Annotated in this window: 21 protein-coding genes; 7 read left to right on the forward strand and 14 right to left on the reverse strand. The window is 68.8% G+C overall.

Annotated elements, in window-relative coordinates; translation table 11 throughout:
- Positions 1-37 precede the first annotated feature (37 nt).
- A complete protein-coding gene (gene arc / locus ACGFNP_RS45355; RefSeq protein WP_219528479.1) occupies positions 38-1,801 on the reverse strand; it encodes a proteasome ATPase in 1,764 nt (587 codons plus the stop codon).
- A gap of 204 nt (positions 1,802-2,005) precedes the next feature.
- Positions 2,006-2,857: a tRNA (adenine-N1)-methyltransferase gene (locus ACGFNP_RS45360; protein WP_214636355.1), complete on the reverse strand. Its 852-nt coding sequence runs from the start codon at positions 2,855-2,857 to the stop codon at positions 2,006-2,008.
- 91 nt (positions 2,858-2,948) lie between these two features.
- On the opposite strand from ACGFNP_RS45360, the gene ACGFNP_RS45365 reads away from it, so the two are divergent.
- Together ACGFNP_RS45365 and ACGFNP_RS45370 are read left to right on the forward strand one after the other, a co-directional pair.
- Positions 2,949-4,004 (forward strand): GNAT family N-acetyltransferase, encoded by a 1,056-nt coding sequence (locus tag ACGFNP_RS45365; RefSeq protein WP_358324464.1) that lies wholly within the window; start codon positions 2,949-2,951, stop codon positions 4,002-4,004.
- 131 nt (positions 4,005-4,135) lie between these two features.
- Positions 4,136-4,633: a hypothetical protein gene (locus ACGFNP_RS45370; RefSeq protein WP_393329208.1), complete on the forward strand. Its 498-nt coding sequence runs from the start codon at positions 4,136-4,138 to the stop codon at positions 4,631-4,633.
- Between the two features lie 350 nt (positions 4,634-4,983).
- On the opposite strand, the gene ACGFNP_RS45375 is transcribed toward ACGFNP_RS45370, so the two are convergent.
- A complete protein-coding gene (locus ACGFNP_RS45375; RefSeq protein WP_358324470.1) occupies positions 4,984-5,685 on the reverse strand; it encodes an FCD domain-containing protein in 702 nt (233 codons plus the stop codon).
- 117 nt (positions 5,686-5,802) lie between these two features.
- Here ACGFNP_RS45375 and ACGFNP_RS45380 point away from each other — a divergent pair, with 117 nt between their 5' ends.
- A complete protein-coding gene (locus ACGFNP_RS45380; protein WP_358324472.1) occupies positions 5,803-6,312 on the forward strand; it encodes a gluconokinase in 510 nt (169 codons plus the stop codon).
- Positions 6,313-6,728: 416 nt separating this feature from the next.
- Here the strand turns inward: ACGFNP_RS45380 and ACGFNP_RS45385 are convergent, their stop codons facing one another.
- Positions 6,729-8,189 (reverse strand): FHA domain-containing protein, encoded by a 1,461-nt coding sequence (locus ACGFNP_RS45385; protein WP_358324475.1) that lies wholly within the window; start codon positions 8,187-8,189, stop codon positions 6,729-6,731.
- 338 nt (positions 8,190-8,527) lie between these two features.
- On the reverse strand, positions 8,528-9,622 hold the full coding sequence (locus ACGFNP_RS45390; protein WP_358324478.1) for a site-2 protease family protein: 1,095 nt from the start codon (positions 9,620-9,622) through the stop codon (positions 8,528-8,530).
- 156 nt (positions 9,623-9,778) lie between these two features.
- On the opposite strand from ACGFNP_RS45390, the gene ACGFNP_RS45395 reads away from it, so the two are divergent.
- From ACGFNP_RS45395 to ACGFNP_RS45405, 3 genes are all read left to right on the forward strand, one after another.
- A complete protein-coding gene (locus tag ACGFNP_RS45395) occupies positions 9,779-10,639 on the forward strand; it encodes a RecB family exonuclease (RefSeq protein WP_358324481.1) in 861 nt (286 codons plus the stop codon).
- 61 nt (positions 10,640-10,700) lie between these two features.
- Positions 10,701-11,876, forward strand: coding sequence for a sensor histidine kinase (locus ACGFNP_RS45400; RefSeq protein ID WP_393329210.1), 1,176 nt, complete (start codon positions 10,701-10,703; stop codon positions 11,874-11,876).
- On the forward strand, positions 11,873-12,556 hold the full coding sequence (locus tag ACGFNP_RS45405) for a response regulator transcription factor (RefSeq protein WP_219528487.1): 684 nt from the start codon (positions 11,873-11,875) through the stop codon (positions 12,554-12,556). Before ACGFNP_RS45400 ends, ACGFNP_RS45405 begins: the two co-directional genes overlap by 4 nt.
- A gap of 62 nt (positions 12,557-12,618) precedes the next feature.
- Here ACGFNP_RS45405 and ACGFNP_RS45410 read toward each other — a convergent pair whose 3' ends face one another.
- The 9 genes from ACGFNP_RS45410 to metH all read right to left on the reverse strand — a co-directional run bounded on the left by ACGFNP_RS45410 (position 12,619) and on the right by metH (position 24,429).
- Positions 12,619-13,644, reverse strand: coding sequence for a dipeptide ABC transporter ATP-binding protein (locus ACGFNP_RS45410; RefSeq protein WP_358324488.1), 1,026 nt, complete (start codon positions 13,642-13,644; stop codon positions 12,619-12,621).
- On the reverse strand, positions 13,641-14,675 hold the full coding sequence (locus ACGFNP_RS45415) for an ABC transporter ATP-binding protein (protein WP_358324491.1): 1,035 nt from the start codon (positions 14,673-14,675) through the stop codon (positions 13,641-13,643). The genes ACGFNP_RS45410 and ACGFNP_RS45415 overlap by 4 nt, the downstream gene beginning before the upstream one ends.
- Positions 14,672-15,685 carry an ABC transporter permease gene (locus ACGFNP_RS45420; RefSeq protein ID WP_214636344.1) on the reverse strand — a complete coding sequence of 338 codons (1,014 nt, stop codon included), beginning with the start codon at positions 15,683-15,685 and terminating at the stop codon, positions 14,672-14,674. The genes ACGFNP_RS45415 and ACGFNP_RS45420 overlap by 4 nt, the downstream gene beginning before the upstream one ends.
- 93 nt (positions 15,686-15,778) lie before the next feature.
- Positions 15,779-17,542: an ABC transporter substrate-binding protein gene (locus ACGFNP_RS45425; RefSeq protein WP_358324494.1), complete on the reverse strand. Its 1,764-nt coding sequence runs from the start codon at positions 17,540-17,542 to the stop codon at positions 15,779-15,781.
- A 56-nt stretch (positions 17,543-17,598) separates the two neighbouring features.
- Complete coding sequence (locus ACGFNP_RS45430; RefSeq protein WP_393329213.1) at positions 17,599-18,597, reverse strand: ABC transporter permease; 999 nt, start codon at positions 18,595-18,597, stop codon at positions 17,599-17,601.
- A 251-nt stretch (positions 18,598-18,848) separates the two neighbouring features.
- Positions 18,849-19,352, reverse strand: coding sequence for a cellulose synthase (locus tag ACGFNP_RS45435; protein WP_358324500.1), 504 nt, complete (start codon positions 19,350-19,352; stop codon positions 18,849-18,851).
- Between the two features lie 180 nt (positions 19,353-19,532).
- Positions 19,533-19,721: a hypothetical protein gene (locus tag ACGFNP_RS45440; protein ID WP_393329215.1), complete on the reverse strand. Its 189-nt coding sequence runs from the start codon at positions 19,719-19,721 to the stop codon at positions 19,533-19,535.
- Positions 19,722-19,843: 122 nt separating this feature from the next.
- Positions 19,844-20,485: an HAD family phosphatase gene (locus ACGFNP_RS45445; RefSeq protein ID WP_358324503.1), complete on the reverse strand. Its 642-nt coding sequence runs from the start codon at positions 20,483-20,485 to the stop codon at positions 19,844-19,846.
- 479 nt (positions 20,486-20,964) lie between these two features.
- Positions 20,965-24,429 (reverse strand): methionine synthase, encoded by a 3,465-nt coding sequence (gene metH / locus ACGFNP_RS45450; RefSeq protein WP_358324506.1) that lies wholly within the window; start codon positions 24,427-24,429, stop codon positions 20,965-20,967.
- Positions 24,430-24,520: 91 nt separating this feature from the next.
- Between metH and ACGFNP_RS45455 the strand changes: the two genes are divergently transcribed.
- Positions 24,521-24,982 (forward strand): universal stress protein, encoded by a 462-nt coding sequence (locus ACGFNP_RS45455; protein WP_358324509.1) that lies wholly within the window; start codon positions 24,521-24,523, stop codon positions 24,980-24,982.
- Positions 24,983-25,202 lie beyond the last annotated feature (220 nt).

The raw sequence follows: 25,202 nt of genomic DNA on the forward strand, positions 1-25,202 counted from the left end.
CCGCGCGGAGATCCGCGCGGCCCTTCTCAGCAGCCTCTTACAGGTACTGGCCGGTGTTGGCGACGGTGTCGATGGACCGACCCGCCTCCGCGCCCTGCTTGCCCGACACGAGCGTGCGGATGTAGACGATCCGCTCGCCCTTCTTGCCGGAGATGCGGGCCCAGTCGTCCGGGTTGGTGGTGTTGGGCAGGTCCTCGTTCTCGGAGAACTCATCCACGCAGGCCGTGAGCAGGTGCTGCACCCGCAGGCCCTTCTGGCCGCTCTCCAGGAACTGCTTGATGGCCATCTTCTTGCCCCGGTCGACGATGTTCTGGATCATCGCGCCGGAGTTGAAGTCCTTGAAGTAGAGGACTTCCTTGTCGCCGTTGGCGTAGGTCACCTCGAGGAAGCGGTTCTCTTCGCTCTCGGTGTACATGCGCTCCACGACGCTCTGGATCATGCCGTGAATGGTGGCCTCGCGGGAGCCGCTGTGCTCCGAGAGGTCCTCGGGGTGCAGCGGGAGCTCGGCGATGAGGTACTTGGAGAAGATGTCCTTCGCCGCCTCGGCGTCCGGCCGCTCGATCTTGATCTTGACGTCCAGGCGGCCGGGCCGCAGGATCGCCGGGTCGATCATGTCCTCGCGGTTGGAGGCGCCGATGACGATGACATTTTCCAGTCCCTCGACGCCGTCGATCTCCGACAGCAGCTGGGGAACGATGGTGTTCTCGACGTCCGAGGAGACACCGGAGCCTCGGGTGCGGAAGATCGAGTCCATCTCGTCGAAGAACACGATCACCGGGGTGCCCTCTGAGGCCTTCTCACGAGCCCGCTGGAAGACCAGGCGGATGTGCCGCTCGGTCTCGCCGACGTACTTGTTGAGCAGCTCGGGGCCCTTGATGTTGAGGAAGAAGCTCTTGCCTTCCTGGCCGGTGCGCTCCGCGACCTGCTTGGCCAGGGAGTTGGCGACAGCCTTGGCGATGAGCGTCTTGCCACAGCCGGGCGGGCCGTAGAGCAGAACGCCCTTGGGCGGGCGCAGCTTGTGCTCGCGGAACAGGTCGGCGTGCAGGTAGGGCAGCTCGATGGCGTCCCTGATCTGCTCGATCTGCCTCATGAGGCCACCGATCTCCTCGTAGGAGATGTCGGGGACCTCTTCGAGCACGAGCTCTTCGACTTCGGACTTGGGGATCCGCTCGTAGACGTAGCCCGAGCGGGGTTCGAGCAGCAGCGAGTCGCCCGCCCTGATCGGCTGCCCGACCAGTGACTCGGCGAGCCGCACCACGCGCTCCTCGTCGGCGTGCGAGATGACCAGTGCGCGCTGCCCCTGGTCGAGGAGCTCCTTGAGCATCACGATCTCGCCGACCTCTTCGTAGCCGAGGGCTTCGACCACGTTGAGCGCCTCGTTCAGCATGACCTCCTGGCCACGGCTGAGCGACTCGACGTCGACGGCGGGGCTGACGTTCACCCGCAGCTTGCGGCCGCCGGTGAACACCTCGATCGTGCCGTCTTCTCTGGCCTCGAGGAAGGTGCCGAACCCGGATGGCGGCTGCGCCAGCCGGTCGACTTCTTCCTTGAGGGCAACGATCTGGTCCCTGGCCTCCTTGAGTGTGGCGACCAGGCGCTCGTTCTGGCCGGTGACGGCCGCGAGGTTCGCCTGCGCCTCGTGGAGACGCTCTTCAAGGACTCTGGCCTGACGGGGTGACTCGGCCAGCTTCCGCCTCAGCGCGGTGATCTCCTCTTGGAGGAAGGAGACCTGTGTTGAAAGATCAGCGACCTCCCGTTCGCGCTGCGCGGCTCGAGCCTCAGCATCATCGCGAGCTGCCACGCCCCGTCACCTCCTTCCCAGTCGAGGGCGACTACTTAGGACCTTACCTATCTCGGGCCCCTCCGTAACCTGGCCGGGCAGTGTTCGTCGTGTGACAATCTGTGTTCGGCGAATAATCCCTAATAGTGCGTTTAACAGTGCCAGCATCTGAACACGACGATCTGTTCCCGTGTCACGCACCAACGCGGCCTCGTAGCCAAATTGTCATAGTTCCTCGGTGGTCCCCTTCGGTCGTCGACGGCGTGGCGGCGGCGCCACGCCGTCCGCCATGCGGCGGGCGCTGACGAGGAACCCGGTGTGGCCGATCATCCGATGATCCGGTCTTACGGCGAGCCCTTCGACATGCCAGTCGCGAACCAGGGTCTCCCACGCATGAGGCTCCGTGAAACTCCCGTGATCCCGAATCGCCTCGACGGTCTTGGACATCTGGGTGGTCGTGGCCACGTAACAGCAGATGACCCCGCCCGGTGTGAGGGCCTTGGCGGCGGCGTCCACGCACTCCCACGGGGCGAGCATGTCGAGGATGACGCGGTCGACGTCCACCTCGTCGATCGAGGCGACCAGGTCGCCGACGACGAGCCGCCAGGTGTCGTCCATGGAGCCGCCGTAGAACTTCTCCACGTTCTTGCGCGCGACGTCGGCGAACTCCTCGCGCCGCTCGTAGGAGGTGACGTGGCCCTCGGGTCCGACGGCGCGCAGCAGGAAGCAGGTCAGCGCGCCGGAGCCGACGCCGGCCTCGATCACCCGGGCGCCGGGGAAGATGTCGGCCATGCCGACGATCTGCGCGGCGTCCTTGGGGTAGATCACCGCGGCGCCGCGCGGCATGGCCAGAGTGTAGTCCTGGAGCAGATGGCGGAACGCGAGGTATTGGGTACCGCCGGAGGAGCGCACCACGGAGCCTTCGGGCTGCCCGATCAGCTCGCTATGAGGGATGGCGCCCTTGTGCGTGTGGAAGACGCCGTCCTCTTTGAGCGTGATCGTGTGGCGCTTGTTCTTGGGGTCGGTGAGCTGCACCTGATCCCCCGCCTGAAACGGCCCATGCCTGCGGAAACCCATGGCCGCAAGGTTATAGGGCTTTCGAGCACGCCTCGACGCGCGATATCTATGAGGGATGTTTCCGCGCGAAGTGATCTCTACAGGTTCCCTGGTGTTGCGACGCCCCGCCGATTCCGACGCCGAGGCGATCGTGCGCGCGTGTGACGACCCGGTGACGGCCCGGTTCCTGTACGTGCTGCCGTCGCCGTACACGTTGCAGGACGCGCGTGACTACCTGCGTGCGGCGGAGGCGAAGTGGGCGGAGGGCGGCGCCGAGTTCACGATCACCGAGAACGGCCACTACGTCGGCGCCATCGGCGTCCGGCCGCCCGATCCCTGGGGCGTGGCCGAGATCGGCTATCTGGCCGCGCCGTGGGCACGCGGCAAGGGCGTGGTGACCACGGCGACGCGGGCGGTGACCGACTGGCTGTTCGACCATGGCGTCGAGCGCGTGGAGCTGAGCGCCGCGGTGGAGAACATCGCCAGCCTGCGGGTCGCCTTCAAGGCCGGTTTCCAGGAGGAGGGGCGCAGGCGTGACGCCAAGGTCATGCGTGACGGGCACCGCACCGACATCATCACGCTCGCCAGGATCCGGCGCGACCCCGGCGTGGCGGCCGAGCCGTACCTGCCGTTCTTCGACGGCGGCGAGCTGAGCGACGGGGTGGTGCGACTGGCGCCGATGGAGGTGGCCGACGCCGCCGACTTCCACCGGATGATGGGGGAGCCGAGCGTGGCCGCCTACGCGTTCGGACCGCGCACGACGTTGGCGGACAACGAGCGGCGCTGCCGCTACACCGGCTACTGGTGGGTGTCCGGGCAGCGGGTCGAGCTGGCGATCAGGGACGCCGTGTCCGGGGAGTTCGCGGGGCACCTGCAACTGGTGCAGGTGCAGCCGATGATCGGGCAGGGCATGATCGGCTATTCGCTGCTGCCGGAGTTCAGGGGCAGGGGGTTCATGACGCGGGCCGTGCGGCTGCTGGTGGACTGGGCGTTCGCCAACACCGCGCTGCACCGGATCGTGGCCGGGACCGACTTGGGCAACAAGCCCTCGCAGCAGGTGCTGGAGCGGGCCGGGTTCGTCCGGGAGTCGACGCACCGGGAGCTGTTCCCCAGAGAGGACGGAACCCGGGCGGACGAGCTGGAGTGGCTCCGTCTGCGTCCCCGGTGACTGAAAATTCCGATTTCCAGTTGGGGGCTGGTCAAGTGACACGCCGACGGCGAGACTCAGGGTCACCGCCCCTGAGATACGCGTGATCGGGCCGCGCGATCTCTTTCTCCCCTCCGCCGAGGGATACAGCGATGCCTTACAACCGTGTCGACGTCGCCATGCGTGAACTCATCGCCTCGTTCTCCTGCCTGGACTCCGCGGGACTGATCGACAGGCTGAGCCGGACCGCCGCCGCGGTCACCGGAACGGCCTACGCGGGATTCGTCCGGGTGGACGCTCTTCGGGAGGTCGCCCACGCCGTCCACGTGCACGCGCCCCCGGTCGATCCGCTGCGGGTACGCCCGTGGCTGGAGGAGTCGGGGGTGCTCAAGACGCTCGTCTCGGCGTCCGGCCCGGTGTTGATCGTGCCGGATCCGTCGATGGGCGAGCCGGGTTTCCTGGCCATGCCGCTGCCGCTCGCCACGAGGGACCACGCGTTCCTGTGGGTGGCGGGGCGCCGGTTCGGGGACCCGGACGAGCACCTGCTGAGCCGCTTCGCCACCGCCGCGGGCCGGGCTCTGGAGGCCGCCAGCGGGCTGGAGGCCGCGGTACGCCTGTTACGCGGCGTTCAGGCTTTCCCTCGCGTTTGAGTGGCGCCGTGGTAGACCTGACCGCCTTTTTGCGATATTTACCTAAAAATGATTAGAAGTGCGCTGACGCGTGCTTTCGCACACCTTGGTCGGAGCCTCGGATCCTCACCGTCCGCGCTGCTCAGCGCCACCCCGGTGATCAATACTCTGCAGAACCTGGACACCGCGCCCGGAAGGTCTAATAACAGCCGGATCGGCACTGAACCGACTTATACGGACCGTCTAGTTCGTACATGGGCGCGTCTTACACAATCGGCGATGAATGGACATCGTGCCGCCCCGCAGAACGGCGAGTGCCCATCATCAATAGCGCATCGAGCGCCTGATCCGGCATCGGGAGAATCGGCGCCTCAGCCGTCGGAGCCGAGCATGGCGTGCGTCGCCTCCTCGACGATGTCGCGCATCGCGCGTCGCGCCTCCGCGGGGTCACCGGCCTGGACCGCCTGGGCGACCTCCGCGTGCCGGCGGATCGCCGCCGGCTCCGGGAAGGCCGGCATCAGCCGGTGGTGCGTACGGCCCGCCAGCACCTCCGCCACCACCGTGGAGAGGCCGGCGAACATGTCGTTGCCCGAGGCCTCGAGCAGCGTGCGGTGGAAGACGATGTCGGCGGCCAGGTAGGGCTCCAGGTCGCCGGCCCTGCCGTGGACGGCCATCCGCATGACCGCCTCGGTCAACCGGCCGCACTGCTCGGGCGTGGCGTGGGCGGCGGCGAGGGCGGCCGCTACGGGTTCGACGCCGAGGCGGAGCTCGGACAGGGAGCGGAGCAGCGATTCGCGTTCGCCGCTGTCGAGCCGCCAGCGGATGACGCGCGGGTCGAACAGGTTCCAGGAGGCGCGGGCCGACACCGTGACGCCGACGCGCCGGCGGCTGCTGACCAGGCCCATGGACTCCAGCACGCGTACGGCCTCGCGCACGACCGTGCGCGACACCCCGAACCGGGCCTCCAGCTGCTCGGTCCTGAGCACCTGCCCGGCGGCGTACTCGCCCGCGACCACGAGGGCGCCCAGCTTGCCGAGCACGGCGCCGTGCAGGCTCTCGTCCGCGACTCCCACAGCCTTATCCTCACACGAATCGGCGCCAAAAGTATGATTTATTCGCCGGTCCCGCTTGGTTGATATGATGTTAATTGTCTAGTCTGGCGCGCAGCCGAGCTCGAGAGGTTCCCCCGTATGGACGACGCAGGCCGCCCGCCACTCATCGTCGTGATGGGGGTGACGGGATCCGGCAAGTCCACGGTCGGTGCCGCGCTCGCCGAACGCCTCGGGGTGCCGTTCGCCGACGCCGACGACTTCCACAGCCCGGCGAACGTCGCCAAGATGTCCGCCGGAACACCCCTCGACGACACCGACCGGCTGCCGTGGCTGCGCTCGGTGGGCGCCTGGCTCGCCGAGCACGCCGCCACCGGGGCCGTGACGGGCTGTTCCGCGCTGAAGCGCCGCTACCGCGACCTGCTGCGGGAGGCCGCGCCCGAGGTGAGCTTCCTGCACCTCGACGGCGACGTCGACATGATCAGGAAACGGGTGGCCGGCCGGTCCGGGCACTTCATGCCCGAATCGCTAGTGGCCTCCCAGTTCGCGGCGCTCGAACCGCTCAGCCCCGACGAACGCGGCCTCGCGCTCGACCTGTCCCTCCCGGTCGACGACCTCGTGGACGCCTACCTCACCCGCACGGCATCCTGACCACACCCCCGGCACGCTCACAACGCCCCGGCCATGTCCGAGGCGCCTCCCGGAAGCAGGGGCCCGCGCGGCCCTCAGCGATGCGACACCCAGGCAAGCGCGCCACTACGTCGTGAGCGGGATGCCCCGCAGCGCCCGGCCGCCACCCCGGCATGGCAGAGTTGAAGGCTGCCCCCTGAAGGCCCTCAGCCCTGGTCGGTGGGTAGCCGAGGGCAGGTCCCCAGCGAGCTTGCGCCCAAGGAGGCGGGTGACCCGGGGGCCGGATCCCCGGGGAGGCAGGTGACCGAGGGCGGGTCCCCGGGAAGGCGGGTGACCGATGCCCGGCGTATGCGTAGAAACACCGCCCGCCCGCACAGCAGCGACTCACGAAAGAACGCCCGCACCCCCAGAGGAGAGCGGGCGTTCCGGAAGAGGGCTCAACCCCGGTGGGCCTCGAAACGCATGGTGCGGGAGACGCCGACGCGAACGGTGGTGCCCGGGACGATGGTGACGGGTTCGTTGGGCGGGATGTCGTAGAAGTTCGGGTCGCCGGGCGGCTGGATCTGGGTGCCGTTGACCGAGCCGAGGTCGACCAGGTTGACGTCCCAGCCGTCGAGCGCCACCCGCAGGTGCCTGCGGGACACCGAGCCGTCGGGGCTGGTCACCTTGGCGGGCCTGGCCGTGCCGCCCGCCACCTCCGGCGCGCGCTCGGGGTCGCGTCCCAGGAGGTAGTCGCTCTCCAGCGGCAGCGCGGTGCCGTCGTCGAGGATGAGGACGCCGAGCGGGGGCCGTGGCCCCTTGTACGGCACGAGGGTGCGCTGGACGAGCGCGATGCCGCAGACCGCGCAGTAGGGCACGCGAGGGTCGTTGAAGTGGTCGTTCTTGCAGTCGACCCCGTAGACGAGCTGCCGGTCGCCGTGCTCCTCCTGGGCGGGCGGAGGCGGCGGCTGTTCGAACAGCTCCCGAGGCTGCTCGAAGTGCTCGCGTGGTTGCTCGAAGTGCTCGCGGGGCTGGTCGAACTGCTCACGCGGCTGGTCGTACGCATCGCGTGGCTGGTCGTAGGGAGAGGCGGGCTGCTCGTACTGCTCCGGCATCGTGCCGTTGCCCGAGAGCGCCGGCGCGGGCTCGTCGTAGGTCGGGAACCCGCTCGGCTGCTCGGCCGGGGGCGGTGGGTCGGGGACCGCCGACAGGAACGGCGGCTGCTCCAGCACGGGCTGGGGCTGAGGCCCGGACGGAGGCTGGGGGTTGAACAGAGGGCCTGAGGACGGCTGCGGTCCCGAGGGCGTGGCGGGCTGGTCGTTGCCCGACAGTGGATAAGGTGCCATCTGCACCGGAGGCGGCACCACCAGCTCGGGCTCGAAGTGCAGAGCCGTGTTGGGCAGCTCGCTGGTCAATGGCCTGGACTGCGCCGGGGCCCGCTCGGGGACGTCGCCGAAGTCGCCCACCAGCCCGCCGCCGTGCACCACGCCGCCGTCGAACTGGACCGCGGGGTGCGGCTCGCCGCCGCCGGGCAGGCTCAGCCGGACGCGATGGACCGGCCCGTTGATGAGCCGGTCGGCCCAGGTCAGCGAGTCGCTGCCGGCCAGCCGGGTCTCACCGGACGCGGTGGTGACCGTGGCCGACGCGGAGCCGCTGACCAGGACGGCCACGCCGTCGCCGACCGGTCCCGCGACCGCGCAGTCAGCGGGGTCGCCGGTCATGTTGGCCGCGAGCACCTGGGCGGCGCGCCTGGCCAGCGCCCGGCCGTCGCCCCCGGCGTCGGCCGTCTCGCGCAGTGCCTTGAGAAGTTCGTCGGCCGCGGCCTCGGCCGCGTCGCACACCAGCAACAGCCCGCCCAGATAGGCGACCAGCCCATCTCCGGGAAGCGGACGCACCGCCCCGAAGCCCTGGCCCGTCATGACTCCTCCTTCATGATGACCGCGCTGCGCTCATCTGTGCCCTCGCTGCGCTCGGTCACTCAACTCTCCTCCCCGGAAGCCGGCGGTATCACGGCATCCGCACTGCCGTGACGGCCACCAGCCATACGCATACCCCATACGGCGAGGCGGTGTCGCGGCCGCCCCGTCTCGATTCGGTGAACCGGTGGACCGCAACAAACCTCTCAAGTGTGCGAGTAGGCCAAACAGAACACTATCGGCCAGTCGTCGCATCCTCGAACCGCCAGGTGCGATCCGGAATCGCCTGATCACTGGACACGACACTAGCCGGGGGCTGCCGCATATACGAGTGGGACAAATCAGACGCCGCTGAAGACGCGGTTGACGTCGGCCGTGGCGAGCACGCCGTAGATCTCGCCGCCGCGCTCCACGAGCAGGTATTCGCCGGCGGGGGCCTCGCGCATGGCGTCGATGAGCGCCTCCCCCGTCAGGTCGGCGGCCAGCACCATGGACGGCTCCAGGGACTTGGCCATGGAGCCGGCGTTCACCCAGGGGCGGCGGTGCTCGGGGGTGGCCTGGACGGACGCCTCGTGCACGATCGCGACGGGGCGGCCCTCGTGGTCGACGACGACGAGGGCGCCGGCCCGCTTCTCGGCGGCCTGGCGCAGCGCCTCCGACAGCGGGGTCTCGGCGGCGACGGGGATCGCCCTGCGGGCCAGGGTGCGCGCGTTGACCTGCGGGATCCTGGCGCGGATGCGGGCCACGCGCAGCGACTGGGTGGCGCCGAGCCAGATGAAGGAGGCCAGCACCAGCGGCCAGAGCAGGTCGCGGGGGTCGACTTCCTGCCCGCTCATCAGCGACATGGCGAACGGCGACACGACCAGCAGCACGGCCAGCACCCTGCCGCCCCAGGCGGCGGCGACGGTGCCGGAGCCGGCGTTGCTGGTCAGCTTCCAGACTCCGGCGCGCAGCATCCGGCCGCCGTCGAGCGGTAGTCCGGGCAGCAGGTTGAACACGCCGACGATGAGGTTGGCCACCCAGAGCTGCCAGATCAGCACCTCGGGGATGCCGCCCCCGTTGACCAGGTAGACGTCGGCGGCCAGGCCGATCCCGGCCAGGCCGAGCGAGAGGGCGGGGCCGGCGGCCGCGACCATGAACTCCTTGCCGGGGGTCGGCGGCTCCTTCTCGATCTCCGACACGCCGCCGAGGAGGTAGAGGGTGATCCGGCGGACCGGCAGGCCGTACGACTTGGCCAGCACGCTGTGGGCCAGCTCGTGCAGCAGGACCGAGACGTAGAGGAGGACGGCGAAGACGAAGGCGACGGCGTAGGCGGCGGTGGCGTCGAGCTCGGGCAGCATGGCGCGCACCCGGTCACCGAACATCCAGGTGATGAAGGCCGCGACGATGAACCACGTCCACGACACGTAGACCGGGATGCCGAACGGCTTTCCCATCCGAAGACCGGAAAATTCTTGCTGCGGGCTCTGCTCGCTCACCGCGCTCCTTGCCGTCCAATACGTGCTGTCGCTGCCTTGATGCTACGCGCCGGATAGGGTGATCCCCGCTTCGCGGCCCCTATTCTGTCGGGCTCTTGACCTAGAGTGCGGTGCATGACGTTGACCGAACCGGTGATCATCGGAGCCCTCTCCCCCTCCCGGGCGGGCGACTTCATGACCTGTCCGCTGCTCTACCGCTTCCGCGTGATCGACCAGTTGCCGGAGAAGCCCTCACCGGCCGCCGTGCGCGGCACGGTGATCCACGCGGTCCTGGAGCGACTGTACGACCTGCCCGCGCCGCGCCGGTCGGTGGAGGCGGCGCTGGAGCTGCTGGCGCCCCAGTGGGAGCGGCTGCTGGCCGACGACCCCCACTACGCGGAGATGTTCGCCGACGACGCCGAGCAGGCGACCTGGCTGTCTCAGGCGCGGTCGATGCTGGAGCGTTATTTCACGCTGGAGGATCCGACGCGGCTGGAGCCCGCCGAGCGGGAGCTCTATGTGGAGGCGGTCCTCGACGGCGGCCTCATGCTGCGCGGCTACGTCGACCGGCTCGACGTGGCGCCGACCGGCGAGGTGCGGGTCGTCGACTACAAGACCGGCAGCGCGCCGGGCCCCGACTTCGAGGCCAAGGCGCTGTTCCAGATGAAGTTCTACGCGCTGGTGCTGTGGCGGCTGCGTGGCTCGGTGCCCAGGCTGCTGCAGCTGGTCTACCTGGGTGGCGGCGGCGAGGTGCTGCGTTACGCGCCCGACGAGGATGACCTGCTGGCCACCGAGCGCAAGGTGCGGGCGCTGTGGACGGCGATCGAGCGGTCGCTGGAGTCGGGTGAGTGGCGGGCGCGGCGCAGCCGGCTGTGCGACTGGTGCGACTATCAGGCGCTCTGCCCGGAGTTCGGCGGCACGCCGCCGCCGGTGCCCGACCGGCAGCCGGGCGACACGGTCAGGAGCAACCGGCGGGCGGCCACGGACGAGTTGTAGGAGGCCGGCTCTCCTCCCCTGGGAGGAGGTTCCGGGCTTTCACCTGGGCCTACAGTGAAGCGTGCGCATCGACCGGGCCATGTTCCACGACACAGTGCTCGCCGTGGTGCTGGCGGCGGCCTCGGTCGGGCTCTTCCTCTATTCCGACTCGGCCTGGCTGGAGCCGGGCGGGCTGGCGATCGACGGGATGCGGGGCGCCGACCCGTTCGGCGCCGTGCTCGTGGCGCTGGCGTGCGCGCCGGTCGCGGTGCGCAGGCGCTGGCCGCTGGCGGGTCTGTGCGCCGGGCTGGTGCCCGAGACCCTGCTGACCGCGCTCGGCTATGGCGCCGGTGCGGCGGGTGTGGCGGGGCTGGTGCTGCTGTACTCGGTGGCGTCCTACCGCGGGCTGGCCATGGCGCTGGGCGCGCTGCTGATCTCGTTCCTCGCCTACGCGCTCGCCGGGACGGTGACTCCGATCACCGGCCGCAACTGGAGTGAGCACCTGGTGGTGCTCATCGTGCTCCTGGCGGTCTGGGGGGCCGGGCGGAGCCTGCGGCTGCGCCGCGCCTATCTGGAGGAGCTGAAGGACCGTGCGGCCCGTCTGGAGCGCGCCTCCGCGGCCGACACGCGGGCCGCGCGGGCCGAGGAGCGGTCGAGGATCGCCCGCGAGCTGCACGACGTCGTGGCCCATCACGTGAGCGTGATGACGGTGCAGGCGGCGGCCGCGCGCCGGGTGCTCGCCTCCGATCCCGATCTGGCGCGCGAGGCGCTGTCGGCGATCGAGCACACGGGCCGGATGGCGATGACCGAGATGCGCAACATCGTGGGCGTGCTGCGCACCGACGCCCGTGCCGAGCTGGGGCCGCAGCCGGGGATGCAGGACCTGCCGGCGCTGGTGGAGCAGATGCGGGAGGCGGGGCTGGCCACGCGGCTGTCGGTCGAGGGCGATGCCCGGCCGATCCCCGCCGGGGTTGATCTGGCTGCCTACCGGCTGATTCAGGAGGGTCTGACGAACAGCCTGCGGCACGCGGGGCCGGGCGCCAAGGCCGTGGTGACCGTACGACATGATCCGCGTGAGCTGGACGTGCGGGTGGAGGACGACGGGCGGGGTGCGGCGGGCCTTTCTGGGCAGCCAGGGCATGGTTTGGTGGGCATTCGTGAGCGAGTTGCCCTCTATGGTGGAATCCTCAGCATCGGTCCGCGACCGGGGGGCGGTTTCGAGGTGCGCGCGAGGTTTCCGTTGAAGGACTCACCATGACGATCAGAGTGCTGCTGGTGGACGACCAGCCGCTGCTGCGCACCGGGTTCCGCCTGATACTCGAGGCCGAGCCCGACCTCACGGTGGTGGGGCAGGCCGGTGACGGCAAGGACGCGCAGGAGCAGACGCGGGCGCTGCTGCCCGACGTGGTGCTGATGGACATCCGGATGCCCGGGGTCGACGGCATCGAGGCGACGCGCAGGATCGTGCGCGAGGCGGCGCCGACGGCGCACGTGCCGAAGGTGCTGGTCCTGACGACGTTCGACCTGGACGAGTACATCGTGGAGGCGCTGCGGGCCGGGGCGTCCGGGTTCCTGCTGAAGGACGTGCCGCCGGACGAGCTGGTGCAGGCGATCCGGGTGGTGGCGGCGGGCGACGCGATCGTGGCGCCGAGCGTGACCCGCCGGCTGCTGGACCGGTTCGCGAAACGGCTGCCGTCGGCGTACGAGCAGGCGACCCCGGCCCGGCTCGACCGGCTGACCGAGCGGGAGCTGGAGGTGCTGCGGCTGATCGCCAAGGGGATGTCCAACGCGGAGATCGCCAGGAAGCTGGTGGTCAGCGAGACGACCGTCAAGACGCACGTCGGCAATGTGCTCACCAAGCTGGGCCTGCGCGACCGCGTGCAGGCGGTCGTCCTCGCCTATGAGACCGGCCTGGCCACGCCGGGCGGCGTTTCCTGATCTGGACGCCTGATCCGCACGGTCGGCGGCGGGGGGCCGCCGACCATGCCCGGGGTGCGGCGTCAGGGTGTCGCGGCGGCCGTCTTCGTCGCCGTTTCGGGGGCGTTCTCCGGGAAGTGGCAGGCGACTTGGTGACCGCTGGCGAGCTGCTCCAGCGGCGGCTCCACCGTCTTGCAGATGTCCTGGGCCTTCCAGCACCTGGTGTGGAAGCGGCAGGCCGGGGGCGGGTTGAGCGGGCTCGGCACGTCGCCCGAAAGCCTGATGCGCTCGCTCTTCGCGCGGGCCTTGGGGTCCGGGATCGGCACCGCCGACAGCAACGCGTTGGTGTAGGGGTGCATGGGGACGCTGTACAGGCTCTTGCGGTCGGCTATTTCCACGATCTTGCCGAGGTACATGACCGCGACCCTGTCGCTGATGTGGCGGACCACCGACAGGTCGTGGGCGATGACCACGTAGGTGAGGTCCAGCTCGTTCTGCAGGTCTTCCAGGAGGTTGACCACCTGGGCCTGGATCGAGACGTCGAGCGCGGAGACCGGCTCGTCGGCGATGATCAGCTTGGGCTTCAGCGCGAGCGTGCGGGCGATGCCGATGCGCTGGCGCTGGCCGCCCGAGAACTCGTGGGGGTAGCGGTTGTAGTGCTCCGGGTTCAGGCCGACCAGTTCGAGGATGTCCTGGACGGCCTTCTTGATCCCGTGCTCCGTCTGCACACCCTGGATGCGGAACGGGGCGCCGACGATGGTGCCGACCGTGTGGCGGGGGTTGAGCGACGAGAAGGGATCCTGGAAGATCATCTGCATGTCGCGACGGAGCGGCCGGAGCTTGCCCTGGCGCATGTGGGTGATGTCTTGGCCCTCGAAGACGACCTTGCCCCCGGTCGGCTCCAGCAGCCTGGTCACCAGGCGGCCGGTGGTGGACTTGCCGCAGCCCGACTCCCCCACCAGGCCGAGCGTCTCACCCTTGAACACGTCGAAGCTGATCCCGTCGACCGCCTTGACGGCCCCGACCTGCCGCTTGAACAGGCCCTTGGTCACCGGGAAGTGCTTCTCCAGGTCCTGGACGGAAAGAAGCGGCTCGTTCGTGGTGGTCACTGCGTCTCCAGCACTGGCTTGACTTCGTTCTCCCACAGCGTCCGCCGCTGCGTCCTGCTCAGGTGACAGCGCACCAGGTGGCCCGGGTCGGCCGGAGCCAGGGCCGGCACCTCGGCCTTGGACTGGCCGTCGGTCTGGTCGGAGTAGGGGCAGCGGGGGTGGAAGGCGCAGCCCGACGGCACGTTGATCAGTGACGGCGGGGTGCCCTTGACGGGCAGCAGCCGTTCGGTGGGCTCCCGGTCGAGGCGGGGCATCGAGCCCAGCAGGCCCCAGGTGTAGGGGTGCTCGGGCCGGTAGAAGATGTCGTCGGCCGAGCCGTACTCGATGCACTTGCCCGCGTACATGACCAGGATGTCGTCGGACAGCTCGGCCACCACGCCCAGGTCGTGGGTGATGATGATCAGCGCGGAGTTGAACTCGCGCTGCAGGTCACGCATCAGGTCGAGGATCTGCGCCTGCACGGTCACGTCGAGCGCGGTGGTCGGCTCGTCGGCGATGAGCAGCTCGGGGTCGCACGAGAGCGCCATCGCGATCATGGCGCGCTGGCGCATGCCGCCCGAGAACTCGTGCGGGTAGGAGTCGACCCGGCTCTTGGGCTCGGGGATGCCGACCCGGCCCAGCATGTCGATGGCGTGCTTGCGGGCCACGCTCTTGGACACCTTGTGGTGGATGCGGTACGCCTCGATGATCTGGTCGCCCACCGTGTAGAACGGGTGCATCGACGACAGCGGATCCTGGAAGATCATCGCCATCTTCCGGCCGCGCAGCCGGCGCACGTGCTCCTGTGAGGCGGTGACGAGGTCTTCGCCGTCGAGCCAGATCTCGCCGGAGACGTGCGCGTTCTTGCCGCGATGCAGGCCGAGGATGCCGAGGCTGGTGACCGACTTGCCCGATCCGGACTCGCCGACGATGCCCAGCGTCTTGCCGCGTTCGAGGCTGAAGGACAGCCCGTCGACGGACTTGACCACGCCGTCGTCGGTCGAGAAGTGGATCTTCAGGTCCTTGACGTCGAGAAAGGCGCTCTCGCTCACGTCAGCCTCACTCTCGGGTCAACCACCGCGTAGAGCAGGTCGACGATCAGATTGGCCACGATGATGAAGCTCGCCGCGGTCAGCGTGACGCCCATCACCTGGGGAAGGTCGTTGTTGTTGATGGCGTCGACCGCGTACTTGCCGATGCCGGGCAGCGAGAACGTGCTCTCGGTGAGCACGGCGCCGCCGAGCAGCAGGCCCAGGTCGAGGCCGAACATGGTCATCACCGGCGTGAGCGTGGCGCGCAGGCCGTGTTTGACGACCACCATGCGTTCGGGCAGTCCTTTGGCCCGTGCCGTGCGGATGTAGTCCTCCGACATGGTCTCCAGCATGCCTGCTCTGGTGAGCCGGGCATAGCCGGCGGCGTACAGGAAGGCCAGCGTCACCCACGGCAGGATGAGGTTGTTCGCCCAGGTGAGCGGGTCTTCCGAGAACGGCACCCAGTCGGCGACGTCGCCGACCAGGCCGAGCTGGTCGCGGAAGATGGCCAGCGACACGATGCCGGTGAAGAAGATGGGCAGCGACACGCCCGCCAGGGCCACGCCCATCGAGAGGCGGTCGAAGAAGCTGCCGCGCCGCAGCGCCGACAGCACGCCCGTCGAGACACCGAACACCACCCACACCACGGCCGCGCCGAGCGCGAGCGACAGCGTGATCGGCAACCGGTCGAGCAGGTCGGGTAGCACCGGGTTCTGGGTGACGTAGGAGTAGCCGAAGCACGGAGCGGGGCAGTGCTCGACGCCGGGACCGTAGTTGCGGTCCACACCGAGGAAGATGCCCTTCACGAACCGCCCGTACTGCACGACCAGCGGGTCATTGAAGCCCAGCCTGACGGCGGCCTCGTGGATCATCTGATCGTTGGCGGCCTTGCCCACATAGCGGGAGGCGAGGTCGTCAGCGGACATCCCGGCGAGCCGCGGGACGAGAAAGAAGATGGCGAACGTCGCGATGCTCACCACGAAGAGCAGCATGACGGCCGCTATCAACCGTCTGATGATGTATGTGGCCACTGATCTCGGCTATGGCGGCCGGGCCTTGTGGGCCCGGCCGCCGAAGCCTTCACCTGCTTTCGACGAACGTTCCGGAGGTTTTCCCGGACCGGGTTACTGGGTGCTGAGCGTCAGGAACTCGTACATCCCGAAGTTCTGGCTGATGAACGCGTTCTTCAGCGTCGGCGGCCGGTAGAACAGGCCGTGCGCCCAGACGTAGGGCAGGATGAACGCGTCGTCGCTGACCTTCTTGTCGACCGAGGCCCAGATCGCGTTGCGCTTGGTGGCGTCCTGCTCCGCCGCGGCCTGGTCGACCAGCTTGTCGATCTCCGGGTCCTTCACGCCGAGGTTGGTGTTGCCCGCGGCACGGATGACGCGGCTGTCGACGATCTGCTGGAAGAAGCCGAAGCCCTCGGGGTAGTCGGCGCCCCAGCCGTAGACCATGAGGCCCAGGCCGTTCTTCTTGGCGAAGTCGGGCTTGCCGGCGTACAGCTTGAAGTAGTCACCCTGCGGGAAGCCCTTGACCTCCAGCTTGATGCCGACGCGGCCGAGCGACTGCTGCAGCGACTCGGCGGTCTGCTTCTCCGCCGCGCGCTCGACGCGGAAGGAGATGGTGGTGCTGAAGCCGTCAGGCTTGTTGCAGGCCTTCAGCTCTTCCTTCGCCTTGTTCACGTCGCCGCCGGGGTTGGCCTCGACGCCGTAGAGGTCGTTCTTCTCGTAACCGGTCATCTTCGACGGCATGAGGCTGAGAGCGATCTCACCGCCGGCGTCGGGACCGCCGTAGGCGCCCTGGATCGCGGAGCGGTCCGCCGCGTACATCACGGCCTTGCGGCAGTGGATGTTGTCCAGCGGCGGCACGTCCGCGTTGAGGTTGGTGAACCAGGTGCGGTCGAGCGGCGCGGAGTCGGCGTACTGCTTGACCTTGGGGTCGGTCAGCAGGGTCTTACGGGCGTTGGCCCCGACACCGGTGCTGTTGATCTTGACGTCGATCTTGCCCGAGAGCAGGCGCTGGTCGAGGTCGTCCTCGTTCTGACCGAGCAGCACCTCGACCGAGTCGTTGAGCTGCTTGCGGTTGGGGTCGGTCGCCGCGTCCCAGTTCGGGTTCTTGACCAGCTCGATGCGCTTGCCGAGCTCGTGGGCCTTGAACATGTACGGGCCGGTCGAGACCGGGTGCTCCTTGTACTTCGTGCCCGTGTCCTTGGCCGCCGGCACCGGGGCCGTCGACGGGAGCATGGCGAAGTAGTCGAAGCCGCCGTAGGCCTTCTTCAGATGGAAGACGACCGTCTGGTCATCGGGCGTTTCGACGCCCTTCCAGGAGTCGAGTTTGTCCTTCATCTTGTACGGGCCGGTGTAGTCGCCGTTGTCGAGCCAGTCGTTGAAGTAGGTCGGGCCGCTGGGCAGGATCTCCTTGTCCAGCGAGCGGGCCACGGCGTACTTCACGTCCTTGGACGTCACCGGGGTGCCGTCCTCGAACTTGAGGCCCGCGCGCAGCTTGTACGTCCAGGTCTTGCCACCGTCGCTGGCCTTGCCAAGGTCCTCGGCCAGGTCACCGACGAGCTGGAGGCCCTCCTCGCCCGGCACCGGCTTGAACATGGTCAGCGCGCGAGTGTAGAGCCGGGAGAAGTTCCACGCGTAGCCGTAGTACTGGTCGCCGGGGTCAACCGAGTCGAAGTCTCCCGGCATGCCCATGTGCAGCGTGCCACCCGTCTTGGTGGACGGGTTGACGACCTGCGTCACTCCAGCGTTGTACTGGCTGGCGGGCGCCTCGGCGGTGTCACCGCCGTTCTTCTTGGTAGAGCCGCCACCGCCACACGCGGAGACGACCAGGGCAAGAGCAGCGGTGATCGCGACCGCCGACGCCGTGGATCTTATCTTCATCGACCTGACACACCCCTTGTATCTAGGAGTAGAGAAATTGCGGATAACTCACGAGGTCATCGAGCCTTGGGATCGAAGGCATCCCTCAGGCCGTCACCGAGCAGGTTGAACGCCAGCACGGTGACGAAGATCGCGAGACCGGGAAAGAGCATGAAGTTGGGCGCCACGTCGTAGTTGTGGACCGCCTCGGCCAACATGCCTCCCCACGTCGGGGTCGGCGGCCGCACACCCACGCCGAGGAAGGACAACGCGGCCTCGAACAGGATGTTCGACGGGATGAGCAGCGTCGAATAGACCAGGATCGGGGCCAGCAGGTTCGGCAGGATCTCCTTGAACAAGATCACATGGTTGCGCGCGCCCAGGCTCCTGGAGGCGTCGACGAACTCCCGCTCACGCAGAGACAGCGTCTGACCTCGAATAATACGCCCTATGTAGGGCCAGTTGAAGAAGCCGATGATGAACACGAGCAGGCTGATCCTCAGCGTGTCACCGGACATCCCGAACGCCTTGTCGGGGATCACCCCGCCGAGCGCCAGCGCGAACACCAGCAGCGGGAAGGCGAGGAAGATGTCCATGAGCCGGCTGATGACCGTGTCGACCCAGCCGCCGAAGAAACCGGCGATCATCCCGAACACGGCGCCGAGCACCACGCAGAGCAGCGTCGCGAAGAACGCGATGAGCAGCGAGACGCGCGCGCCGTAGAGGATCCGGCTGAACAGGTCGCGGCCCGTGGTGGGCTCGACCCCGAACAGGAAGTCCTTGTCGATGCCGCCGAACGTGCCGAGCGGCGCCTGGATGGCCGGGTCGATCTTCTCCCGATGCCATTCCGCCGGTGGGTGGCCGAGCCACGACACCAGCAGCGGCGCGAAGATGGCGACGAGGATCAGCACGACGATGACGATCCCGCCGATCATCGCGATCTTGTCACGCTTCAGCCGCATCCATGCGATCTGACCAAGGGAACGCCCTCGGATGACTGAGGAGTCCGCGCCCTCCAGAACGGTTTCCGGTCCGGCTTCTATCGCCGAGCCCGGAACATCGAGCGGTGCGGTCATGCCAGTAGCCCCCTGGATTCCAGACGACGTCGTCCGTGTGGGCGCGGTCCCGATCAGGTTAGTGCGCCGCGCTGATGAAGTCGCGAGTCGCGGCCTCAGGAGGCAGAATCTATGGCCTGAGCTGCTATGACCAGTCCCTCAGGGCCCGATGTGGCTTAACTGTGATTGACGCGAAACTCATTCGTATCGATCTTGCAGTGAATGTCTACGGGCAGTCCCGGTTAAGTCTCGGAACTGTGACACACCTCGGACTAACTGATGCCCCTGCGCTTGAGAATATCCTCGATGTCGGAGAAGTCGTCGTCGTTGTTCTTCTTGGCCGCCGTCACGGCGGGCTTTCCTGCAGGCTGGCCCGCTGCCGGCCCGGCCTTCTGCCCCGTCACGGGACGTTGCTGGGGCGCGGTCGGCGCCTCCGCGCCCTTGTCCGGCTTACCGCCCCGCGCCAGCCGCAGCTTCCGGCCGCGCATGAACCCGGATACCACGAACAGCACCACGGCCAGACCTGTCACCGCGACGCCCGACCAGACGACCGGATTGAAGATCAGGCTCGTGACGAAGCCCACGACGGTGGTGCCTATGGTCCACAGGGCCTGCAGCGCACCGGTCAGGTAAGCGGCCACCGGGAGCAGCGCCCACGCGGCCACCCTCATGCCGGCCGCCGCGCCTCTGCGCCGGAAGGTCAGGAAGCTGAGCACCAATCCCGCGATGGTCACACCGGCGCACAGCGGCAACCACGCGATCTGATCGAAAGTCATTCCGCCGCCCCTCTGTCATTGCTTACGGCTCCCATCCTGGCACGCCGCTTCCCGTCCTGCCCTCCTCCCCAAGTACCGCCCCACCCTTAGGGGTCCCGCTGGTTTCTCATGTGCGGCGAGGGGCCTCTTGTGCGGCAGGGGCCCTCTTGTGCGGCTCAGGATTCCCCCGTGCGACCAGGTTCATTTGCACAGCTCAGGGGTCTTTCGTGCGTCAGGCGTCTTTTGCGCGACAAGGTTCCCTTGTTCGTCGGGGTTCTCTTGTGCGGCGAGCTTTCCTTGTGCCGCCAGGTTCTCTTGTGCGGCCAGGTTGTCTTGTGCGGCCAGGTTGTCTGTGCGGCTCAGGGCTTTACTTTTTTGTACGGCAAGCATGGGTCACCCGCCACCCGCCGAACGGGGCTGAGGGTTTCCAGGAATACGGCCGCTGAACCCGCACATGGCCGGGCGCCGTTACGCGCGATTCTTCTGTTTCTCCAGGTCGTCGGCCATGGCGGTCAGCGAATCAACGCGCGCAGGGTGGGGACCGTGACCTCGGTCAGCGAGGGGACCACCAGGCGACCGGGAGCCGGGTCGATGGGCAGGAGGCTGGGGACCGCCACGACCGCGCAGCCCGCCGCCGTGGCGGCGGCGACGCCGTTGGGCGAGTCCTCCAGGACGACGCAGCGCACCGGCTCGACGTCCAGCAGCACGGCGGCCGTCAGGTACGGCTCGGGGTCGGGCTTGGTGCGGGTGACGTCGTCGGCCGTCACGATGGCGTCGAACCGGTCACGGCCGACGGCCTTGAGGACCGCGTCGGCGATCTCCCTGAGCGACGAGGTCACCAGCGCGACCGGGATGCCTTCCTCGCGTACGGCGTCAAGCAGTTCGGAGGCGCCGGGCATCATCCGCACACCGTCCACCAGGCGGGCCACCATGCCGTCGATCATCCACTCACGCAGGTCCTCCGGCGTGACGGACGAGCCCGAGACGGCGAGCATGTAGTCGACGGTGCGTTCCATGGAGCCGCCGACGAGGTGCACCTGGTGTTCGGGCGTCCATTCGGCGCCGAGGCGCGCCATCACCCCGGTCTCGACCTCCAGCCACACCTTCTCGCTGTCGACCAGCAACCCGTCCATGTCGAAGAAGACGGCTTCCATGCATTCCCCCGATCGGTTCGCGTGCGGCACCGCGACGGCACCCCGTCAGGCTATTCTCACCACCGACAAGAAGATCGCCGACCCCGGGGCACCGTCCCCAACGGCCTCTCGCCCTCGCCGCGCCCTCTCGCCACCGAGCTCCCCCGCGCTTGGGACACCACCCCAACGGGCGCCCCCGCACGGCCTGGGGATCCCGCAAACGGGCATCCTCGCCACGCGGGACCCCTCCCAAGAAGGCTCCCTCTCCACGCCCCGATGCCGCCCGCACATGGCCTGGGAGCCTGCAAACGGGCATCCTCGCCACGCTGGGCCTCTCCCCAACAAGCTCCCTCGCCACCCCGCGACACCGCCCCCCACGGACCCCTTGCCGGGACACCGTCCCAACGAGCGCGCACGCATGGCCAGGGCCCCGATCAGGTGGCCGAGAGAGCAGGAGAAGTGTCCAGGAGGCCGTTCCGGTGGAACGGGTCGGGGGCCGGTCAGACGTTGAAGTACTTGGCCTCTGGGTGATGGGCCACCAGGGCCGAGGTGGCCTGCTCCGGGTGGAGCTGGAACTCCTCCGACAGCGTGACCCCGATCCGCTCCGGGTCCAGTAGCTGGAACAGCTGCACCTGGTCCTCGAGGTTGGGGCAGGCCGGGTAGCCGAAGGAGTAGCGGCAGCCCTGGATGTTGACCTTGAGCATGTCGTCGAGCGACTCCTCGCCCCCGATCCCCCACTCGGCGCGGACCCGGGCGTGCCAGTATTCGGCCAGCGCCTCCGTGAGCTGCACCGACAGCCCGTGCAGCTCCAGGTAGTCGCGGTAGGCGTCCTTGGCGAACAGCTCGGCCGTCGCCTCGGAGATCTTGCCGCCCATCGTGGCGATCTGGAAGCCGACCACGTCCACCTCGCCCGACTCGCGCGAGCGGAAGAAGTCGGACAGGCACAGGTGCCGGTCGCGGCGCTGGCGCGGGAAGGTGAAGCGGGTGCGCTCGTCTCCGGCCTCGTCGAGGATGATCAGCGAGTCGCCGTCGCTGACGCACGGGAAGTAGCCATAGACGACGGCCGCCTCCAGCAGCCCCTCGGTCTGGATGCGGTCGAGCCACATGCGCAGCCGCGGCCGTCCCTCGGTCTCGACGAGCTCGTCGTAGCCGGGCCCGTCGCCGCCGCGCGTGGGCTTGAGGCCCCACTGCCCGAGGAACAGCGCCCGCTCGTCGAGGAAGGCGGAGTAGTCGCTGAGCGAGATGCCCTTGACGATGCGGTCACCCTGGAAGGGCGCCACCGGCAGCCGGTTGTCGGCGGCCACGTCGGAGCGGGCGGGCAGCTCCTCGACCGGCGTACGGGTCAGGACGGCGCCGGTCTTGACCCGGCGCTCGCGCAGCGGCGGCAGCGTGGCGCCGGCGACGCCGCGTTTGACGGCCATGAAGGAGTCCATGAGCCGCAGCCCCTCGAAGGCGTCGCGGGCGTAGCGGACCTCGCCGGCGAACAGCTCGGCCAGGTCCTGCTCGACGTAGGCGCGGGTGAGGGCGGCGCCGCCGAGCAGCACCGGGTAGCGGTCGGAGATGCCCCGGGAGTTCATCTCCTCCAGGTTCTCCTTCATGATGACCGTCGATTTCACCAGAAGTCCGGACATGCCGATGACGTCGGCCTTCTGCTCGTCGGCCGCCTCCAGGATCGCGGAGACCGGCTGCTTGATGCCGAGGTTGACCACCTGGTAGCCGTTGTTGGACAGGATGATGTCGACCAGGTTCTTGCCGATGTCGTGCACGTCGCCCTTGACCGTGGCCAGCACGATGCGGCCCTTGGTCTCGCCCTCGACGCGGTCCATGTGCGGTTCGAGGTAGGCGACGGCGGTCTTCATCACCTCGGCCGACTGCAGCACGAACGGCAGCTGCATCTGCCCCGAGCCGAACAGCTCGCCGACCGTCTTCATGCCGTCGAGCAGCACGTTGTTGATGATCTCCAGGGCGGGCCGCTCCGCCAGACCGGCGTCGAGGTCGGCCTCCAGCCCCTTCTTCTCGCCGTCGATGATGCGCCGCTTGAGCCGCTCCCACAGCGGCAGCGCGGCCAGCTCCTCGGCCCTGCCCTCGCGCATGGCCGAGGCGTCGACGCCCTCGAACATGTCGATGAAGCGCTGCAACGGGTCGTAGCCCTCGCGGCGGCGGTCGTAGACCATGTCGAGCGCGACCTGGCGCTGATCATCGGGGATGCGCGACATCGGCAGGATCTTGGAGGCGTGCACGATGGCCGAGTCGAGCCCGGCGTTGACGCACTCGTTGAGGAACACCGAGTTGAGCACCATGCGCGAGGCCGGGTTGATGCCGAAGGAGATGTTGGACAGGCCCAGCGTGGTCTGCACGTCGGGGTAGCGGCGCTTGAGCTGGCGGATGCCCTCGATGGTCTCCAGGCCGTCGCGGCGGCTCTCCTCCATGCCGGTGGCGATGGTGAAGGTGAGGCAGTCGACGATGATGTCGGACACCTGCATGCCCCAGTTGGCGACCAGGTCGTCGATGGTCTCGCTCGCGATGCGTACCTTCTCGGCGGCGGTGCGGGCCTGGCCCTTCTCGTCGATGCACATGACCACGACGGCGGCGCCGTGCTCGCGTACGGCCGTCATCGTCTTGTGGAAGCGTGAGTCGGGACCGCGCCCGTCCTCGTAGTTGACCGAGTTGACCACCGCGCGCCCACCGAGCATCTCCAGCCCGGCCCGCAGCACCTCGGACTCGGTCGAGTCGAGCATGATCGGCAGCGTGGAGGCGGTGGCCAGGCGGAACGCCAGCTCCTTCATGTCGGCCACGCCGTCGCGGCCCACGTAGTCGACGCACAGGTCGAGCAGGTGAGCGCCGCCGCGAGCCTGCTCGCGCGCCATCTCCACGCAGTCGTCCCAGCGGCCTTCGAGCATGGCCTCGCGGAAGGCCTTGGAGCCGTTGGTGTTGCACCGCTCGCCGATGGCCAGGTAGGAGGTGTCCTGGCGGAACGGGACGGTCTGGTAGAGCGAGGACGCGCCCGGCTCGGGGTGCGGGCGGCGCGCGGCCGTCTCCCTGCCGCGCACGCGGTCGACGACCTGGCGCAGGTGCTCGGGAGTGGTGCCGCAGCAGCCGCCGACCAGCGACAGGCCGTAGTCGCGGGTGAAGGTCTCGTGCGCGTCGGCGAGCTCCTCGGCGCTGAGCGGATAGTAGGCGCCGTCGGAGGTCAGCACCGGCAGCCCCGCGTTGGGCATGCACGAGAGCTTCAGCCGGGAGTGCCGGGCCAGGTAGCGCAGGTGCTCGCTCATCTCGGCCGGGCCGGTGGCGCAGTTGAGGCCGATCAGGTCGACGCCGAGCGGCTCGATCGCGGTCAGCGCGGCGCCGATCTCGGAGCCGAGGAGCATGGCGCCGTTGGTCTCGATCGTCACCTGGGCGATGATCGGCACGTCGCGGCCCGACTCCTCCGCGGCCCGCCTGGCGCCGACGACGGCGGCCTTGACCTGGAGCAGGTCCTGGCAGGTCTCGATGATCAGCGCGTCGGCGCCGCCCTCGATCAGACCCGCCGCGTTCTGCCGGTAGGACTCGCGCAGGTTGTGGTAGGGCAGGTGGCCCAGCGTGGGCAGCTTGGTGCCGGGGCCCATCGAGCCGAGCACGAAGCGCGGCTGCTCGGGCGTGGACCAGTGGTCGGCCCGCTCGCGCGCGATCCTGGCGCCCGCCTCGGAGTATTCGAAGACCCGCTCGGGGATGTCGTACTCGCCCAGGGCCGCCAGGTTGGCGCCGAAGGTGTTGGTCTCGACGCAGTCGACGCCCACGGCGAAATAGGCGTCGTGGACGCCTCGCACGATGTCGGGACGGGTGACGTTCAGCACCTCGTTGCAGCCCTCGTGACCCTCGAAGTCGTCGAGGGTGGGGTCCTGGGCCTGCAACATCGTCCCCATCGCCCCGTCGGCGACGATCACTCGCTGGGACAAAACTTCGCGGAAGGACGGGGAGCTGCTCATGGCGTAGAGCTTATCGGCTGCCGCAGGACGAGTTCATCGACGGCTATCCTGCCGGGGAGACAATTGAATCTATGTCTAATAGGGGTTTGCCATGGCCTATCAGACCGTTCTGGCCGGCACCGACGGCTCCGCCTCCTCCTTCCGCGCCGTCTCCGCGGCGGCGTCCCTGGCCGGCGCGACCGGGGCCACCCTCGTTCTGGCCTGCGCGTACGTACCCATGCGGGCGAGCGAGCGGGCCGTCGCCGCGGACCGGCTCGGCGACCTCGCCTACAAGGTGAGCGGCTCCACCCCCGCCGACGACGCGCTGCGGGCCGCCCGCGAGCACGCGGTCGCCGCGGGCGCGAGCGAGGTCGTGCTGGCGGCCGAGGAGGGCGACGCGGTCGACGTGCTCATCACGCTGGCCGCCAAGCACCGGGCGGACCTGCTGGTCATCGGCAACCGCGGGCTCAACAGCCTGGCGGGGCGGTTGCTCGGCTCCGTGCCGTCGCACGTCGCCCACCGCGCCTCCTGCGACGTGCTGATCGTCCACACCACCTCCGGCGGCCGCGCCTGACCCTTCACCCGGCCGCCCGCGCTCACTCCGCGTCAGGGTCTGACAGGAGAGCGCCCGCCGGACAATGGCGGCCTGAACAGGCGATCTGACAGTGCTCGGCGCATCACCGCCTGACAGCATCTGACCGGTCGATCCGTGACGATGCCTGATCGTCGTTACTCCGTGACATGACCGCCTCCTCACCGCATAGGCTTAGCTGGACAGCGAGAGAGGAGGCGAC

This window comes from Nonomuraea sp. NPDC049269, assembly GCF_043197155.1.
Classification (GTDB): Bacteria; Actinomycetota; Actinomycetes; order Streptosporangiales; family Streptosporangiaceae; genus Nonomuraea.

Excerpts from the sequence above, each read along its gene's own strand:
- ACGFNP_RS45360 (WP_214636355.1), bottom strand. The coding sequence starts at position 2,857 with ATGGGTTTCCGCAGGCATGGGCCGTTTCAGGCGGGGGATCAGGTGCAG.
- ACGFNP_RS45370 (WP_393329208.1), top strand. The coding sequence starts at position 4,136 with ATGCCTTACAACCGTGTCGACGTCGCCATGCGTGAACTCATCGCCTCG.
- ACGFNP_RS45380 (WP_358324472.1), top strand. The coding sequence starts at position 5,803 with ATGGACGACGCAGGCCGCCCGCCACTCATCGTCGTGATGGGGGTGACG.
- ACGFNP_RS45385 (WP_358324475.1), bottom strand. The coding sequence starts at position 8,189 with ATGACGGGCCAGGGCTTCGGGGCGGTGCGTCCGCTTCCCGGAGATGGG.
- ACGFNP_RS45390 (WP_358324478.1), bottom strand. The coding sequence starts at position 9,622 with ATGGGAAAGCCGTTCGGCATCCCGGTCTACGTGTCGTGGACGTGGTTC.
- ACGFNP_RS45395 (WP_358324481.1), top strand. The coding sequence starts at position 9,779 with ATGACGTTGACCGAACCGGTGATCATCGGAGCCCTCTCCCCCTCCCGG.
- ACGFNP_RS45405 (WP_219528487.1), top strand. The coding sequence starts at position 11,873 with ATGACGATCAGAGTGCTGCTGGTGGACGACCAGCCGCTGCTGCGCACC.
- ACGFNP_RS45425 (WP_358324494.1), bottom strand. The coding sequence starts at position 17,542 with ATGAAGATAAGATCCACGGCGTCGGCGGTCGCGATCACCGCTGCTCTT.
- ACGFNP_RS45430 (WP_393329213.1), bottom strand. The coding sequence starts at position 18,597 with ATGACCGCACCGCTCGATGTTCCGGGCTCGGCGATAGAAGCCGGACCG.
- ACGFNP_RS45435 (WP_358324500.1), bottom strand. The coding sequence starts at position 19,352 with ATGACTTTCGATCAGATCGCGTGGTTGCCGCTGTGCGCCGGTGTGACC.
- ACGFNP_RS45440 (WP_393329215.1), bottom strand. The coding sequence starts at position 19,721 with ATGCTTGCCGTACAAAAAAGTAAAGCCCTGAGCCGCACAGACAACCTG.
- ACGFNP_RS45445 (WP_358324503.1), bottom strand. The coding sequence starts at position 20,485 with ATGGAAGCCGTCTTCTTCGACATGGACGGGTTGCTGGTCGACAGCGAG.
- metH (WP_358324506.1), bottom strand. The coding sequence starts at position 24,429 with ATGAGCAGCTCCCCGTCCTTCCGCGAAGTTTTGTCCCAGCGAGTGATC.
- ACGFNP_RS45455 (WP_358324509.1), top strand. The coding sequence starts at position 24,521 with ATGGCCTATCAGACCGTTCTGGCCGGCACCGACGGCTCCGCCTCCTCC.